Raw genomic sequence first — 15962 nt, 5'->3', positions numbered from 1 at the left:
ACCCCTACTATTACCTCTATATCGGGGTAATTACCCCTTCTGCTTCCACACCGCCGCAGGCCCCCGCCCCTGGCAAATCAGTACGCCCGCCGCCTGCTGCTCGCGCAGAACGCGTCGAACCATATCCCGGCTCACGCCGGGGCAGGCCTGTTCCAGCGCGCTGATCGCGAAGCCCTTGCCGGGTATCGCCGTCAGTCGCCCGATGCTCGCCAGCACCAGCTCCCGCTTCGAGCCGCGCGGCGCGACCGTTTGCCCGACCCGTTCCTCGAACTCCCGGTACGCGGATTTGAGAATCGACAACACGTAGTTGATGAAAGGCCAGGGATCGTGCCTGCCGTCGTGCCAGCCCTGCGAACTTAGCTCCAAGGTCTCGTAGTAACGGTCTTTGTTCTGCTCCACCAGCCGTTCCAGACTGATATAGCGGCCCACCTCGTAGCACAGGTGGTAGCTTTGCAGCAGCCACAGCAACCGGGACACGCGCCCATTGCCGTCGCGGAAAGGGTGGATGCAAAGAAAGTCCAGATTGAACGCCGCCAGCAGTATCGCCAGCGGCGCCCAGCGCTGCTCGATGCCCGACTCCCAATCGGATATCAGCGTCGACATGTAGCGCCCAGTGTCCGCCGCCGGCACAGGCTTGAAACGCACGCGCTCGCGGCCGTCGGCATAGCGCTCGATGATGTCGCCGTCCTTCGCCTTGTACTTGCCCGCATCCCATATTTGCCCGCGGGCCATGGCGTGCAGGTGTTTGATGGTCGCGTCCGTCACCGCGATGGTATCCGCCTGAGCATGAATCCATGCCAGGGCATCGCGGTAGCCGCGTACTTCCTCTTCGTCGCGATCGCGGAATAGCGGTTTGGGCGCCACCAACACCGCGCGAATGCGCGACGCTTCCACCGCCACGCCTTCAATGCGGTTGGACGACACGGCGCTCTCGATCAAGGCATGCTCGCGCAACACCTTCAGCCGTTGCGGCGACTGCCGGGTGTAAAGCTCTTGCTTGCCGCGAAACTCGCCCAGGTCCGACAGATACCACGCGGTAGCGGTCGGAATCTGCAACTTCCCGGAGGCGAAGAGCCTTAGCGTGTGCATGGGGCTAAAGACACTTCACTTCGGTTTCGGGGCTGAGGAGCTTGAAGATCTGCGCCACGTTGATTTTGGTACTGTCGCTCTCGTAACTGCTGTCGCGGAACACGGCCCGCAGCGGCTTGCGCTTGGCCAGTTCCTTCACGAGTTCTTCGGTAAGGTCGGTGTCGAAGCACGCGGCCAGCGCGTTGCCGTCTACGAAGAACACCGACTTGCCGGCAATCTTCCGTTGCTCGATGGGCAGGGCCAGGTCCACGCCCCAATCCAGCAGGACCTGGAACAGCAGGTCTTCCGAGGTGCGATCTGCCTTGATATTTTCGGTTTGAAATGCGAGTTGATCTTGCTTCACGGCATCGGGTGCGTAGTACACGTCGTTCATGTTGGACGTGTCGATCTTGAGAACGCGAAAGCCGGTATCGAGCTTGGCTAGTTCACCTTGGCCGCGTAGTTCGTCGGCATAGTTGCGAACACGGGCGAGCCCCATCTCGAAGATGGAACACCCAATACGCTTGTCTGCATTTAGCGCTTTGAACTTGTTTTCATCGATTACCCAATAGCGACCAGTTGGCGGACCTTCGATCACGCGACCAGACGGACACGTAACTTGGTATAGCCCGGCGTCATAGCGATTTCTCGCCGACATGTTTTCCGCCTTCCAAGGCCCTCTTGAATGTCTCTTCCGGGTCGTGAGTTGCCGATGGCGTGATGTAGAAGCCGACTTTGGAAGCCGGACCGTCGGCAAGGTCTGCTCACCGACGAACACCTGCCGTACGCTCGACGCTGCCTACCTGACCGGATTGGCCGAAGAGCAGTCATCGCTAGACACTACCACCTTCACCGTCAGAAGTGGCCGTTTTCTGACGGTCCCCCTGAGATGATCTGCTGAGCCACATCCCAACGACCTTCAATCCCCCTCGCGGCGCCAACCCTTCGCCGCTGCGGTGCCGCCCCAGCGTAGACGAAACTGAGAACTACGTATCCGCTGGAGCGCTATGATAGTTCAGCCTTCGGTTTGCGGGCGCCGCCGCGAGCATCCGTCGCTCGCCAAAGCTACTATGACTGATTGCAGGTCGCTCTGTAGGCAAGCGCGCACTTGTCGGTCGGCTGTGCGGAGAAAGGCAAAGGTAGGTCGTGACCCGAAGGCGACTTTCGGTACAAGAAGGGCAGCTCAGAGGGTCGTTTGTTGTCGTTCGCCTCGTCGTGGCGAACAGCCGTTGGTCGCCGTCGCCGATCTGCTAAACTCGGCGAGCGTAAACAGAGCAAAGCAGATTGGCGATTTTGATATGCACCAAACGAAGTCGTCTATTGCGCACATGGCCCAAGAACTCGAACGAGGCCGCGAGTCCTACAAAAGGCGTGCCTGGGCCGATGCCTACCAGGCGCTTTCGCTTGCCGATAGCATGGTTCCGCTGGCCGGTGATGATCTCGAGCTGCTGGCGATGTCGGCATGTCTGATTGCTCGAGACGATGCTTATTTGAGTGCGCTGGAACGGGCCTACAAAGCCCATCTGGACGCGGGCGAAAACGTGCGAGCGATTCGCTGCGCCTTTTGGGATTCGCTGCGCCTTTTGGCTTGGTTTGCGCCTTCTCTTCAGAGGAGAGACGGGCCGCGCGACCGGATGGCTCGCCCGCGCCAAACGGCTCATCGAGTGCGAAGAGCATGATTGCGTCGAGGAAGGTTATCTTCTCCTGCCGGTCGTGGAGCAGCATCTCGACGCCGGGGATTGCGAGGCGGCCTCGGCCATTGCGGCCGACGCCGCAGCGATCGGCAGCCGCTTCGGCGAGACGGACCTGATCGCCATCGCCCGGCATCTGCAAGGCAGGGCCTCCATCCAACAGGGGTATGTGACGACCGGACTGGCGTTGCTGGACGAGGCCATGCTCGCGGTCACGTCAGGAGAGTTGTCGCCATTGGTCACGGGCCTGGTCTACTGCAGCGTGATCGACGGCTGTCAGAAGGTGTTCGCGGCCGGCCGCGCCCGCGAATGGACCGCCGCTCTTGCGCGGTGGTGTGAGGAGCAGCCAGAGATGGTAAGCTTCACAGGCAAGTGCCTGGTTCATCGCGCGGAAATCATGCAGTTACACGGTGCCTGGCCGGGCGCGATCATGGAGGCGCGACGCGGCTGCGAACGCTTCGAAAAGGGCATCGATCCTCAACGCCCCGCCTCGGCCTTCTATCAACTGGCGGAAATACACCGCCTTCAGGGCGACTTTGCAGCGGCCGAGAAGGCATATCGAAGCGCGAGCCGTTGGGGCCGGGAACCGCAACCTGGGCTGGCGCTGTTGCGGATGGCGCAGGGACGCATCGAAATTGCGGTCGGGGCGATCCGGCGCGTCGTGAGCGCAACCACCGACCCGCTGCAACTGGCAAGACTATATCCCGCCTATGTCGAGATCATGCTGGAGGCAGGTGAAATCGCGGACGCCCGCACTGCCTGCCACCAATTGCAGGCGATAGTCGAACGCTTCGACACCGGCCTTCTGGGGGCGATCTCCGCGCATGCGCGAGGAGCCGTCGAACTGGCCGAAGGCGATGCTCAGGCAGCGCTTTGCTCGCTCCGCCAAGCCTTGCAGGTGTGGCAAGAGGTCGAGGCTCCGTATATGGCCGCACGAACCCGCCTGTTGCTGGGACTGGCCTGTCGCGCCCTTGCGGACGAAGAGGGAGCAGGTCTGGAGTTTGACGCGGCCCGAGCGGTGTTCGAACAGTTGCAGGCCGCGCCGGATCTCGCCCGCCTTGAACGTTTCACAAAAGATGCGCCGTCCGGCCGGCCTCATCGGTTGACCCCTCGCGAGGTGCAGGTGCTTCGGCTGATCGCGACCGGAAAAACCAATAGGGTTATCGCTGCCGAGTTGTTCGTGAGCGGACGCACCGTCGACAGGCACGTCAGCAACATCTTCACCAAGCTCGCCCTTCCTTCGCGGGCGGCCGCGACGGCCTACGCATACGAGCACAGGCTAATCTGAATCGATCGAACGTCCATTGGGCGAAACTACCCATGCCGCCGTCCGGCTCAAATTGGGTGATTTCGCCGAAGCGGCGCCTTGGCCATCCATCCTAATTTCGATTTGCGGAGTGGCTCCGTAGCTAGGAACAAGGAGGATGTCATGTCCGTTGTCCAAGCGCCGATGACCGAACAGAACCCGGCGGCGGGGCGAGGCAGCCAGCCGCATAGCGGCACCGAGCATCGCGAACCATCGCGAACGGCTGCTGGCGGGGATGCCCGTCACCGAACGACGGCTGGAACTCGCCGGCATTTCGACCGCCGTGCTGGAGGGCGGCAGCGGCGCGCCAATCGTCCTGCTGCATGGGCCGGGAGAATACGCGGCCAAGTGGATGCGGGTGATTCCCGATTTGGCAAAGACCCATCGCGTGGTCGCTCCCGATCTGCCGGGCCATGGAACTTCGGAGGTGGCTGACGGCCTGCTCGACGCCGATCGCGTGTATGCATGGCTCGGCGAGCTGATCGAGCGTACTTGTCCGACGCCACCCGTGCTTGTGGGACAAATTCTCGGCGGCAGCATCGCCGCCCGTTTCGCCGTCGAGCATGGTGATCGCCTCAGCCGCGTGGTGCTCGTCGATGCGTTCGGCCTGGCGCCGTTCCAACCGACACCGGAATTCGATCTCGCCTTGACCGAATTCATCGCGCAGCCGACCGAGGATACGCACGATCGTCTCTGGCGGCGATGCGCCTTTGATCTGGATGGCCTGCGCGAGCGGATGGGCGAGAGCTGGGGATGGCTCAAGGCCTACAATCTCGATCGTGCCGGCGCGAAGTATCTGCACGCGGCGCAGAACAGCCTCATGACGCAGTTCGGAATGCCCGCGATCCCGCCGGCGGAGCTTGAGCGCATCACCGTTCCCACGGCCCTGATCTGGGGGCGGCATGACCTCGCGACGCAGTTGCCGGTCGCCGAGGCCGCGAGCGCCCGCTACGGGTGGCCGCTGCAGGTGATCGAAAGCGCTGCAGACGACCCTCCAATCGAACAGCCCGAAGCTTTCCTGAAAGCGTTGCGCGCCGCTTTAGGTAGCCCTCCATCGCTGACGCAAAGGAGAAACTCATGGCAACGGTAAAGGAACAGCCCGTGAATGCATCCGACGACACACGGGCCGCGTGGGACACGATCGCGCCGGGTTATGACAGGACCAACACGCCGACCCAGATGTGGCTGGGGAACGAAGGTCTCCGCCGTGCCGGGCTCCGTTCAGGCATGCGGTTCGTGGACGTGGCGTCCGGCAGCGGCGCCCTCAGCATCCCGGCCTCGCGCCTCGGTGCCCAGGTGTTGGCGACAGACCAGTCTCCCGTTATGCTCGACTTGCTCGAAAAGCGCGCGCGCAAGGAGGGCCTCAGCATCGAAACCGGTGTTATGGACGGTCACGCGCTTCAACTCGACAACAACAGCTTCGACATGGCCGGATCGCAGTTCGGCGTCATGCTGTTTCCTGATATGCCGAAGGGCATCAGCGAGATGGCGCGGGTCGTCAAGCCCGGCGGCCGGGTGCTGATGAGTGTATACGGCGATCCGCACGAAATCGAATTCTTTGGCTTCTTCGTCAACGCCATTCAATCCGTTCGTCCCGATTTCATTGGGCCGCCGATGGATCCTCTTCCGCTGCCGTTCCAGTTGCAGGATCCCGAGAGGCTGCGCAAGGAACTCGCAACCGCCGGACTGTCAGACATCAAGGTCGAGACCATCACCGAGACCACGGAATTTCGGACCGGGATGGAACTGTGGAGTTGGCTGATATGGAGCAACCCGATCGTCGAAATGGTGCTCGGGGAATTGAGCCTGTCTAGCGACGAGCGACAGGTCGTTCAGAACTCGCTGGAAAAGCTGATCCGCGAGCGAGCGGGTGGCAGCGGCCCCGCTTCTCTCACCAACCCGATCAATATCGGGATCGGGACGAAGTGAGGCACCGCGTCTGTCACTTTGCCGCGCCGGGTGTCGAGACGAAATCGTCATGCCTACGGGTTGGATAGCCGTCTGCCGAAGGCTCACTAGGCCAGCAGACGCAAGTGATAGATCGCGAGGGAAACTGTTCCATGGATAAGGCGCTTTCAGGTCAGGTGACGCGCAGCGCGGCGGATATCTATGAGGATTTCTTTCTCCCTGCGCTGTTTTCGGAGTGGGCGGGGCGCGTATCGGATGCTGCGCAAATGGCGCCTGGCCAGAAGATTCTTGATGTGGCCTGTGGCACCGGCGCGCTCGCCTGTGAAGCTGCAAGACGGATCGAACCCGGTGGTACTGTCGCCGGCCTCGACCGCAATGACGGCATGCTTGCTGTCGCTCGCCGCAAGGCGCCGGGCATCGACTGGCGTTTAGGGCGGGCCGAGGCCCTGCCGTTTGCAGATGAATCCTTTGACGCGGTCGTGAGCCAATTCGGCCTGATGTTTTTTGAAGACCGCGATGCGGCACTGAAGGAGATGTGGCGCGCGTTGCGGCCAGGGGGCATGCTGACAGTGGCTGTGTGGGACACGCTTGAACATACGCCGGGCTATGCCGCGATGGTCGCGTTGCTCCAGCGGCTATTTGGCGACCGGATCGCGAACGAGCTCCGCGCTCCCTTCATACTCGGCGATGTCGAAGTATTGCGTTCGTTGTTCGCACAGGCCGGCATCATTGGCGTCGACATATCTACGCATGTTGGCGCGGCGCGGTTTCTCTCAATCGAGTCCTGGGTGCGGACGGATGTGAAAGGCTGGACGCTCGCCGACCTAATCGACGACACGCAGTACCGGTTGCTGCTGCGGGAAGCAGAAACGGCATTGCAGCCCTACACGCTTGCCGATGGTGCCGTCGCATTCGACGCTCCCGCGCACATTGTCACCACCCGCAAAGACTGAATTGCAGTGGAGGCGCGCGTCATGACACGCCGTCACACTGGTTTGCGCACCGCAATGCGCGAAGCAGAACGGATACAACGTCATGTCGGCGACGAAGTTCGGGCGACAGTACCGTAAAAGGAACCCCCTTGAACCTGGAAAAATTGCGGATACTCATTGTCGGTGCGGGCGTTGCCGGACTCGCGCTGGGCCGAGCGCTAAGGCGATGTGGCTGTTTTCCCGACATCATTGAACGCAAGACCGACTGGGGCGATGTCGGAACCGGCATGTATTTACCCGGCAATGCCTTGCGCGCCCTGCGCTCTCTGGAACTCGACATTGACGTAGCAAAACAGGGCGCTCAAATCGAAACCCAGAGGTTCTGCGATCATCGCGGAAAATTGCTGAGCGAGATCAATCTCGGCTCGGTGTGGAACGAGACCGGACCGTGCATTGCCGCTCACCGGGCGGATTTGCACCATACATTGAGAAACGGGAAGGACGCGCCGCCGATCCGGATGGGCGTCACGCTTGTCTCTCTCGATCAGGCCGCTAACTCGACGGAGGCTCACCTCAGCGACGGTGCCCGGGAGACATACGATCTTGTGGTCGGCGCCGACGGGATCGGGTCGTCGGTTCGGCGCCTGGTCTTCGGCGATGCGGTGTTGCGCCCGCTCAGACAATGGGGTTGGCGTTTTGTAATCCCGTGTCCGCCGCAAGTGACGACCTGGTCGGTGCTCATGAGCCGAAAGTCGGCATGCCTGACAATGCCAATCGGCGGCGGGCGCGCCTATTGCTACGTCGATTTGATGGGAACGGAATCGCCGGCAACGTCCGAGGATCGTCTGCAAGAAGTGCTCGCCGATTTCGCCGGTCCGGCCGTAGCGGTCCGCGACGCCTTGGAAGGTAGCGTCGAGATACATGCCGCGGCGATCGAAGAGGTCGTTCTCGACAGTTGGTCGCATGGCCGTGCGCTGCTGATCGGCGACGCGGCGCACGCGATGAGTCCAAACATGGCGCAAGGCGCGGCGATGGCGGTCGAGGACGCGATTGTGCTGGCTGAGTTCTTGTCCGAACAGCCCAGTATTGAAACGGCGCTGTCAGCGTATGAGGCGCGCCGCCGACCTCGGGTCGGTTGGGTGCAGGCAATGACGCATCGCCGCGACCGCATCCGCCAATTGCATCCGATGCTGCGCAACGGGCTTCTGCGATCCTTCGGTCATCGTGTCTATCGAAGCAACTATCGACTGCTTCTGGCCGAACCCTGACCGCTGTACCGCTGTGACCTTGTGGCGGAGAGATTTCCAATGGATACATCGATAAATACTTTCCCACTGTCGCCGGTGAGGCCGTGTCGAGGAAGAAGGGTGGCTGAACACCGTAAATTGCATTCTGTAAAGGTCGATGGGCAAACCATCGCCTACCGGCAGGCGGGAAAGGGCCCAGCGCTGGTACTCCTCCATGGCTTTCTGTGTGATTCCCGGTGTTGGAGGCCTCAGCTATCGCATCTGTCGGACCAGTTCAGGGTCGTCGCGTGGGATGCGCCCGGCGCGGGATCGTCTTCAGACCCACCTGACACATTCACAACGGCGAGCTATGTCCACTGCCTAGCAGGGTTTCTGGACGCCATTGGGATTGAGCGGGCGCACATCCTCGGCCTGTCGTGGGGCGGTATCCTGGCACAGGAGTTCTATCGTCTATATGCCAAACGTTTCCGTTCTCTCGTTCTGGCTGACACATATGCCGGCTGGAGAGGCTCGCTCCCCGAGTCGGTCTGGAAGGAAAGGCTGGAGAGTTGCCTGCAGGACGCAAGCGGGCCACCTGAGGCCTTGGTCGCCAAGTTTGTGCCAGGCATCTTCACCGACGCCGCCCCGCAACACCTTCGGGCAGAGTTCTCCGCCATCGTGTCTGAGTTCCACCCTGCCGGCTTCCGTCTTATGTCGTTGTCGTCCGCTGAGGTCGACACCAGGGATCTGCTGCCGAGCATCGATGTGGCTACATTGGTGCTGTGGGGCGAGAATGATCGTCGCAGTCCGCTGCACGTGGCCGAGCAGTTTCATGCAGCGATGCCCGGCGCGGAGCTTGTGATCATCCCGGACGCTGGACACTTGAGCAACATGGAGCAACCCGATGTGTTCAATGGCCACGTCCGCCGTTTCTGCCTGTCGGCCTAATTCGCGGCTGCACTCGGCGCTAATTGGCTATGCTGCCCGCCTAGCCGCAGAGACCACATTCTCCAGTGCCGATCTCCGCCAGGAGAGACTGTCACTCGTGATTCACGCCGGTGGCGGCTTGCTCGTATTACTCGTGCCCATGGTGCTGTCCGTTTACAAGCCGCAGGGCAGGACCCGGTACGGGCGACGAAAGCAGCGTGTGCTGGCGCAGCCGTAGATGCAGCGACGCCTGCTTGGTCTCGGTTTGCGCGAACCCGGTCCGGCTGAGCGGACGGACCATGTATGCGAGTTGGATGGTGCCAATTGAACTCAAGCATCTGCGCTACGCGGAGGCGGCGGAACGCTGTGGGAGTTTTCGCAAGGCGGCCGATTCGCTCGTGCTGAAGCAATCTAGTCTGAGCCGCCGAATACGTTATCTTGAAGAGCAACTCGGCGTCACGTTGTTTGAGCGTACAAATGGTGGCGTGCGGCCGACATCGGCCGGCAGCGACTTCGTTGGTGGTGTTCGGCGGATTCTAGACGAACTGCAGACCGTAGTTGATGGCGCCAAGTCCGTCGGGCGCGGCGAAGCCGGATACTTGACAATCGGCTTCTACACGTCCCTTTCAGCTGGCAATCTGCGCGCCACGCTTGTCGAATATGCACGACGCTTTCCGCAGGTGGAGATCAGTGCGATCGAAGGGTCGCGTTCACGACTCTGCAGCGGCATCCAAAGCGGTATGATCGACGTCGCGATTGTAACGGGTGAACCTGCTCCGGATTGTGGCCGATCAATGGTTCTGTGGAGCGAACGGATCATCGTTGCGCTACCCGAGGATCATCCGTTGGCAGCGAACGAAATCATCTATTGGACCGACTTGAAGCGCGAGCGGTTCCTGTTGAGCGAGCGCGATCCCGGCCCGGAGATTCAAGAAATCCTCATCTCGAAGCTGGCTTCACCAGGCGACCGGCCGGACGTCGTAAAGCATGACGTCAGTCCGGAAAACATCAAGAGCTTGGTCGGTGCCGGCCGCGGCGTCAGCCTGATGTGCGAGGCGTGTATGGGCGCCAGTTTTGCCGGGGTGGTCTATCGCGAAGCCCGCGACGGCAACGGCTCGACCCGGATTGGTTATCACGCCTTTTGGAAGGACGGCGACGACAATCCGGCGCTCCGGAATTTCATTCGGCTTTTGGAGGAGCGCTGCCCGCCTGTTGCGAACGGGAACGGCTCGCGTGGCGCATCTTCGCAAACCCCCGATCCGTCGCGATGAAACGCGCGACCATCGGTGCGACCAGCTTAGCCGGCTCGACGGCTTGCCCATTTTCGCGACCAAGGATTTCCGCATATGCGAGGAGATCGCGGTGAAGCGCAGCGGGTAGCTCCACCGAAATCTTCACTGGCTTGTCGTATTCGAGCGGTCCGAGCTTTAGCTTGCCCATCGGCTAGCCTCCGTAGGGTTCGAGCACCAGATCCCGCGTGACAATCACGCGGACCGGGAAGCCGGGCCGGATGGTCAGCGTCGGTGCGACATTGAGCTGCCGACGGATGATCTGCTGGCCGGCATCATTAATCGTGTCCTGGCCACCGTTGCGGATCGCCTGAATCAAGCGATCGTCGTCATTGGTCGCGAGCTCGGCGCCGACGCTCAGCAGCGTCGAGAGGCCGGCCGCCTTTGCGAGATCCCACCAATGGTAGTCGACGCCGTCTTGCAGGCCCGCGTAGCCCTCGACGTCGGCGCCCGGCTGGCGCTCGAGCACAATGGAGCGACCGTTTGGGAAGATCAGCCGGTTCCAGACCAGGAGCACGCGGCTTTGACCGAACTGAACGCTGTTGTTGTACTGGCCAATCACGCGCGTGCCCTGCGGCACTAGTAGGATTCGGCCTGTCGGGCTGTCGTAGATGTTCTCCGTCACTTGCGCGGTGATCTGGCCGGGGAGATCCGAGTGGATGCCGGTAATGAGCGCCGCCGCGATCACGGCGCCCGCCTGGAGGATGTAGGGCGACGCCGGCGCGGCGACGCGATCTGGTGCGACCGTGCGCCGATCGGTTGCCGCATTGAGAAATGCGAGCTGCCGGTCCTCGGCCGATGGGGTCGTCGGTTGCGGCGCGAGGCCGAGGCCGGCTAGGTCGGGCGCCGGCGGTGGCGCGATCGTCGCGGCGCCGGGGCCTGTCGAGGCCATTGGCCGGTTCTCGGTGCCGCTGAAGAGCCTGCTGACGCGGGCGGTCTCGATCTCCTGCAGGCGCCGCTGCTCCTCCGCGCTCAGGCCCGGATTGGGCTGGTTCGGCTGGCCGCGATTTTGCGCGCCGAGGATGGGTCGCCCGAGGTCGCCCGGGAGCGGCGGACCCAATTGGGGAACGCCGCTGTAGTCGCGCACCGGTCTCGTGCTATCGTTCCGTTTCATCTGGCATCGAACGCCGCCGCGTTCGCCTCGCGAAGGGCGTCGCGCCATCCGCTCTTGGGAGGAGTAGCCGCATCATGAGAACCGCATCGATTCCGCCGGTGTGCATCCGGCTCACGCTGATCGTGCTTGCCGCGGGTCCTGTGACGCAGGTCTCCGCGCAAAGCTGGCAGCCGCAGCGCCCCGTGCGCTGGATGGTCCCCTACGTTCCGGGCGGGGCAACCGATCTGGTGACGCGTACCGTCGCCGAGCCGCTCGGTGCGGCGCTGGGTCAGCAGTTCGTCGTCGACAACCGGCCGGGCGCTACCGGTACCATCGCGTACGATCTGGTCGCGCGCGCCAATCCGGACGGCCATACCATCACGACCGCGCCCGATGCGCTCACCGTGCTGCCGTTTTCGTACAAGAAACTGCCCTTCGATCCGCGCACCAGCTTCGCGCCCATCACCAACATGACGCGCCAGCCGATGGCGATTGCCGTGAATGCCGCCATCCCCGTGCGTACCATGAAAGAGCTGATCGACTATGCCAAGTCGAAGGCCGGCGCGGTGTCGTACGCGACCTCCGGCCTCGGTACTTCGCAGCACCTCTTCAGCGAGATGCTCAAACAGGCGACGGGAATGGACATCACCCACATCCCCTACAAGGGCGCCGGCCAGGCCATCATCGACCTGGCGGGTGGACAGCTGCAGCTCGCGATGGTGGGCGCCTCGTCGATCCTGCCGCAGGCCAAGGCGGGTCGCGCGCGCGTCATCGCCGTGACCTCGGGCAAGCGCTGGTGGACCTTACCTGAGGTGCCGACGCTGATCGAATCGGGTTTGGTCGGCTACGAGTTCTATCACTGGATCGGCGTGTTCGGGCCGGCGAAGCTGCCGCGGGACATCGTATCGCGGCTCAACGGCGAAATCGGCCGCGTGCTCGCCAGCCCGCCCATCCGGGAGCGCTTGACCGCGGCCGGACTGGAAATCGCGCCGAGCACGCCCGAGCAGCTCGCTGCGGACGTGCGTGAAGGCATGCAGCGCTGGGGCAAGGTGATCGCGGACGCGAAGCTCGAGTTCAAGTAGCGGTGTTTGCGCAGGCCGACGGCCCACTGACAGCACACAGCCCGCTTTGGTCTGGATTCCCGTTTGCACGGGAATGGTTTCAACAGGCTTTCCCTGACCTCGGAGGACAACGGCGATGCCCGACGACCGAATCGAATTCCAGACGATCCAGGTCAGGCCACTCACGCCGACCATAGGCGCGGAGATCTTCGGGGTCGATCTGAGCCGATCGCTGACCGGACAGCAGTTCGACGAAATCCACTCGGCGCTGATGCGTCATCTGGTGATCTTCTTTCGTGATCAGCACCTGACCATCGAGCAGCACAAGGCGTTCGGGCGTCGATTCGGCAGCCTGGACATCCATCCGACCACCCGCATGGAAGGGCATCCGGAGATCATCGAGATCAAGGCGGATGAAAATTCGAAGTACGTGGCAGGCGAGGTCTGGCATTCCGATGTCACCTGCAACCCGATTCCGCCCATGGGCTCCATCCTCTACCTGCACAAGATCCCCGACAATGACGGTGGAGACACCCTCTTCATCAACATGTACCGGGCCTACGACACCCTGTCGGCCCCGGTGCGCAGCCTCATCGACGGCCTGACGGCAGTGCATGACGGCGACAGGGTGTACCGGGTCCGGCAAGGCAAGAACGTGACCGGAGACCTTCCCCGCGCCGAGCACCCGGTGGTGCGCACGCATCCGGTGACCGGACGAAGGGCGCTCTTCGTCAATCGGAATTTCACTTCGCACATCGTCGGCATGTCGCGCCTGGAAAGCGATGCCCTGCTCGAGATGCTTTACCGGCACTCGGAGCGGGACGATCTCAAATGCCGTTTCAAGTGGCAGCCCAATTCGATTGCCTTCTGGGACAACCGCTGCACCATGCACCTGGCGATGTGGGACTACTATCCCCAGAGGCGCTACGGGCATCGCGTCACCATCGCCGGTACGAAGCCCTGTTAGCTGTTCGAAAAACTCATGTCGCTCACGCGCAGGCGGGGAGCCAGGGGGCGGCCAACCCGGGCGCACCGTTCGACCGATCCAAACCGTCGCGTTCAAGGCCGCTGTGACTGCGATTGCCGGATGAACGCTAGCGCTGCCTGCGCGCAAGATTCAGCGGCCGTTGCCGAGACGTGATAGGAATCGCCCGGCACGACGAGAAGCTCCGAGCTCGGGATCATGACCTGCCATTGGCGCAGTTGCTCCGGCGGATGCAGCGCGCTACCCGCGGTCGTGACAACAAGCGTCGGACAGCGAATGCTCGACAATCCGGGAGTGACGTCGACGCTCGGCACCGCGCCGATGAACCCGATCTGGGTGGATTGCGCGGTTCGTCCCATCAATTTGATCCACCACTCGACACCCTCGGGCGGAAAAGCACTGCCCAGACGCTTCCCCATGGTCATGCGCGCCCAGCTCTCGACGCCGTGGCGCTTGATGTGATCGAGCCAGGACAGATAACGGTCTTTGTCGTCCGCCCCACGCACAGGCGGCGAAAGAGAGACCAGCGTCTGCACCCGATCCGGGTGCCGCGCCGCGAACGCAAGCGAAATGCCGCCACTCACCTTGGCGCCGATCAGATGAAAGCGCTCGATGCGCAGATGATCCATGAGCGCGATGTAATCGTCGATGATGCGATCGACCGACCAGGGAAAGTCGGCGGGCATGGGGGTCGACTGGCCGAAGCCGCGCATGTCCGGCCGCACGATTCGAAAGTGTCGCGCCAGCACGGGCATCCAGCCATACCATACAGCGCCACTTTCAGAGTTGCCGTGCAGCATCAGGATCGTCTCCGGCGTCGACCATGGGTCGGTAAAGTCGTCGTCGCGGTAGAACAGATCCAGATCGGGGGAAACTTTCAAGGTTGGCATGGCTACACCTCCTGAATCTCACAATGCGTGGACAGCGTGGCCCGCGTGTGTGCGCCGATTCGCTCTGCGCTCGGCATGCTCGACACGATGGCCTTGATGGGAGGCCGCCTGGCGCGGTCTCAATCCGTGCCTAATAGCTGATTGGCGATGATGAGCTTCTGTATCTCGCTCGTACCCTCGTAAATGCGCAACGGCCGGATCTCCCGATAGAGGCGCTCGACTGCGCTGCCGGACGTCACGCCGAGTCCCCCGAACAGTTGCACCGCCGAATCGATCACGCGCTGGGCGGCTTCCGTCGCATGCAGCTTTGCCATCGACGCTTCCCGCGTCACCCGCTCGGCGCCTCGATCCTTCGCCCACGCGGCACGGTACACGAGCAATGCCGCTGAATCGACCTCCAGCGCCATATCGCTCACCCGCATGCGTGTGGCTTGCATGTCGGAGAGTCGGCTGCCGAACAGCGTTCGATTCCGCACGTGCCCGAGCGTCTCCGCCAGCGCACGGCGCGCAAAGCCGAGTGCCGCAGCCCCGACGGTTGCCCGGAATACATCGAGCGTCGCCATCGCGATGCGGAAGCCGTCACCGGCCTTTCCCAGCAGATTGGCGGCCGGCACGCGGCAATTGTCGAAGCGCAATGTGCCCAGCGGGTGCGGTGCGATCACTTCGATGCGCTCCGTCACGCTCAGGCCCGGCGTGTTGGCGTCGACGACGAACGCCGACAATCCCTTGGCGCCCGGCTGTTCTCCGGTGCGTGCGAACACGAGGTACTGCGCCGCGATTCCCGCGTTCGAGATCCAGGTCTTGACGCCGTCGAGAACGAAGTGGTCCCCGTCGCGGCGCGCGGCCGTCGCGAGCGCGGCGACGTCCGATCCTGCCAGCGGCTCGGAGAGCGCAAAGGCAGCGATCCGGTCGCCGCTCGCGACAGCCGGCAAGTAACGCTGTTGCAGCTCCGGCGTTCCGAACAAGGTGATGGCGCCGCTGCCCAGACCTTGCATCGCGAACGCAAAGTCGGCGAGCCCGGCGTGACGCGCCAGGATCTCGCGGATGAGGCACAGGCTGCGAACGTCGAGCCGCGGCATAACACCGCCCTGCGCGCTCGGCACGACGTAGCGCAGCCAGCCGCCCGCGCCGAGCCGGCGCACGAGGTCGCTCACCGTTCGCGCCGCGTCGCCTTCGGCGCTCGCCGAGGCGTCCAGATTCCCGTCCGCCCAGTGCGCCAGGTCGCGTGCGAGCCGGCGGTGGCTGTCGTCGAAGAACGGCCAGTCGAGGTAGCTCGAATCGAGCTCGCTCGACCAGTCAGCTGCGTGCGCGTTCAATGCCGACCTGGGGAGAAATTCGTCACCCCCGCGAACGCGGGGGTCCAGGCGGAGTCTCGTTCTGGATTCCCGCTTGCGCGGGAATGACGAACTGCGACGAATTTGCAATTCACCACAACAGACCTTTCGCAACTCATGCGAACTCGATAGCGCTGCGTGCATCGATTGGAGCGCAAGCGCCATTCCCTGTCAACGCGCGTTGAGCGCGCCATTCGTGCATCGATTGACAGTCCAGGGGGCGGCATGTATTCAATGGACGCGATTCCCGGC

The 15962-nt window shown here is 62.8% G+C and carries 12 protein-coding genes and 3 pseudogenes; 9 read left to right on the top strand and 6 right to left on the bottom strand.

The genetic code is table 11. The annotated features are described in order from the left end of the window. Positions 1–30 precede the first annotated feature (30 nt). Positions 31–1089 carry a Fic family protein gene (locus GEV05_16110; GenBank protein ID MPZ44889.1) on the bottom strand — a complete coding sequence of 353 codons (1059 nt, stop codon included), beginning with the start codon at positions 1087–1089 and terminating at the stop codon, positions 31–33. 4 nt (positions 1090–1093) lie between these two features. Further along, positions 1094–1750, bottom strand: a pseudogene (locus tag GEV05_16105) (hypothetical protein). Positions 1751–2396: 646 nt separating this feature from the next. On the opposite strand from GEV05_16105, the pseudogene GEV05_16100 reads away from it, so the two are divergent. The 7 genes and pseudogenes from GEV05_16100 to GEV05_16070 all read left to right on the top strand — a co-directional run bounded on the left by GEV05_16100 (position 2397) and on the right by GEV05_16070 (position 10329). After that, positions 2397–4047: pseudogene (locus GEV05_16100) on the top strand (helix-turn-helix transcriptional regulator). Positions 4048–4300: 253 nt separating this feature from the next. Then, on the top strand, positions 4301–5155 hold the full coding sequence (locus tag GEV05_16095; GenBank protein MPZ44888.1) for an alpha/beta fold hydrolase: 855 nt from the start codon (positions 4301–4303) through the stop codon (positions 5153–5155). Further along, entirely contained in the window at positions 5143–5994 is an 852-nt protein-coding gene (locus tag GEV05_16090; protein MPZ44887.1) for a methyltransferase domain-containing protein, read from the top strand. Before GEV05_16095 ends, GEV05_16090 begins: the two co-directional genes overlap by 13 nt. Before the next feature lie 131 nt (positions 5995–6125). Next, positions 6126–6926: a methyltransferase domain-containing protein gene (locus GEV05_16085; protein MPZ44886.1), complete on the top strand. Its 801-nt coding sequence runs from the start codon at positions 6126–6128 to the stop codon at positions 6924–6926. Then, on the top strand, positions 6782–8173 hold the full coding sequence (locus GEV05_16080; GenBank protein MPZ44885.1) for an FAD-binding monooxygenase: 1392 nt from the start codon (positions 6782–6784) through the stop codon (positions 8171–8173). The genes GEV05_16085 and GEV05_16080 overlap by 145 nt, the downstream gene beginning before the upstream one ends. 117 nt (positions 8174–8290) lie before the next feature. After that, a complete protein-coding gene (locus GEV05_16075; GenBank protein ID MPZ44884.1) occupies positions 8291–9079 on the top strand; it encodes an alpha/beta fold hydrolase in 789 nt (262 codons plus the stop codon). 293 nt (positions 9080–9372) lie between these two features. Further along, on the top strand, positions 9373–10329 hold the full coding sequence (locus tag GEV05_16070) for a LysR family transcriptional regulator (protein ID MPZ44883.1): 957 nt from the start codon (positions 9373–9375) through the stop codon (positions 10327–10329). On the opposite strand, the gene GEV05_16065 is transcribed toward GEV05_16070, so the two are convergent. Both GEV05_16065 and GEV05_16060 read right to left on the bottom strand, forming a co-directional pair. Further along, a complete protein-coding gene (locus GEV05_16065; protein MPZ44882.1) occupies positions 10238–10498 on the bottom strand; it encodes a DUF2274 domain-containing protein in 261 nt (86 codons plus the stop codon). The two genes, GEV05_16070 and GEV05_16065, sit on opposite strands and share 92 nt — an antisense overlap. Before the next feature lie 3 nt (positions 10499–10501). Next, positions 10502–11431, bottom strand: a pseudogene (locus GEV05_16060) (conjugal transfer protein TraI). 104 nt (positions 11432–11535) lie between these two features. On the opposite strand from GEV05_16060, the gene GEV05_16055 reads away from it, so the two are divergent. Together GEV05_16055 and GEV05_16050 are read left to right on the top strand one after the other, a co-directional pair. After that, positions 11536–12522 (top strand): tripartite tricarboxylate transporter substrate binding protein, encoded by a 987-nt coding sequence (locus GEV05_16055; protein ID MPZ44881.1) that lies wholly within the window; start codon positions 11536–11538, stop codon positions 12520–12522. A gap of 130 nt (positions 12523–12652) precedes the next feature. Further along, complete coding sequence (locus GEV05_16050) at positions 12653–13468, top strand: taurine dioxygenase (GenBank protein MPZ44880.1); 816 nt, start codon at positions 12653–12655, stop codon at positions 13466–13468. 92 nt (positions 13469–13560) lie between these two features. On the opposite strand, the gene GEV05_16045 is transcribed toward GEV05_16050, so the two are convergent. Both GEV05_16045 and GEV05_16040 read right to left on the bottom strand, forming a co-directional pair. Beyond that, positions 13561–14376, bottom strand: a complete 816-nt coding sequence (locus GEV05_16045) for an alpha/beta fold hydrolase (GenBank protein MPZ44879.1) — start codon at positions 14374–14376, stop codon at positions 13561–13563. 119 nt (positions 14377–14495) lie between these two features. Beyond that, on the bottom strand, positions 14496–15854 hold the full coding sequence (locus GEV05_16040) for an acyl-CoA dehydrogenase (protein ID MPZ44878.1): 1359 nt from the start codon (positions 15852–15854) through the stop codon (positions 14496–14498). Positions 15855–15962: the final 108 nt, after the last annotated feature.

The sequence above is a fragment of the Betaproteobacteria bacterium genome, from assembly GCA_009377585.1.
GTDB lineage: Bacteria > Pseudomonadota > Gammaproteobacteria > Burkholderiales > WYBJ01 > WYBJ01.
Note: the sequence above shows the minus strand (reverse complement) of the source record. Positions and strands in the feature narration are given on the sequence as shown.

What these genes read in the sequence shown, in the direction of transcription:
- GEV05_16110 (MPZ44889.1), bottom strand. Translation starts at nt 1,089, where the DNA reads ATGCACACGCTAAGGCTCTTCGCCTCCGGGAAGTTGCAGATTCCGACC.
- GEV05_16095 (MPZ44888.1), top strand. Translation starts at nt 4,301, where the DNA reads ATGCCCGTCACCGAACGACGGCTGGAACTCGCCGGCATTTCGACCGCC.
- GEV05_16090 (MPZ44887.1), top strand. Translation starts at nt 5,143, where the DNA reads ATGGCAACGGTAAAGGAACAGCCCGTGAATGCATCCGACGACACACGG.
- GEV05_16085 (MPZ44886.1), top strand. Translation starts at nt 6,126, where the DNA reads ATGGATAAGGCGCTTTCAGGTCAGGTGACGCGCAGCGCGGCGGATATC.
- GEV05_16070 (MPZ44883.1), top strand. Translation starts at nt 9,373, where the DNA reads ATGGTGCCAATTGAACTCAAGCATCTGCGCTACGCGGAGGCGGCGGAA.
- GEV05_16065 (MPZ44882.1), bottom strand. Translation starts at nt 10,498, where the DNA reads ATGGGCAAGCTAAAGCTCGGACCGCTCGAATACGACAAGCCAGTGAAG.
- GEV05_16055 (MPZ44881.1), top strand. Translation starts at nt 11,536, where the DNA reads ATGAGAACCGCATCGATTCCGCCGGTGTGCATCCGGCTCACGCTGATC.
- GEV05_16045 (MPZ44879.1), bottom strand. Translation starts at nt 14,376, where the DNA reads ATGCCAACCTTGAAAGTTTCCCCCGATCTGGATCTGTTCTACCGCGAC.
- GEV05_16040 (MPZ44878.1), bottom strand. Translation starts at nt 15,854, where the DNA reads ATGCACGCAGCGCTATCGAGTTCGCATGAGTTGCGAAAGGTCTGTTGT.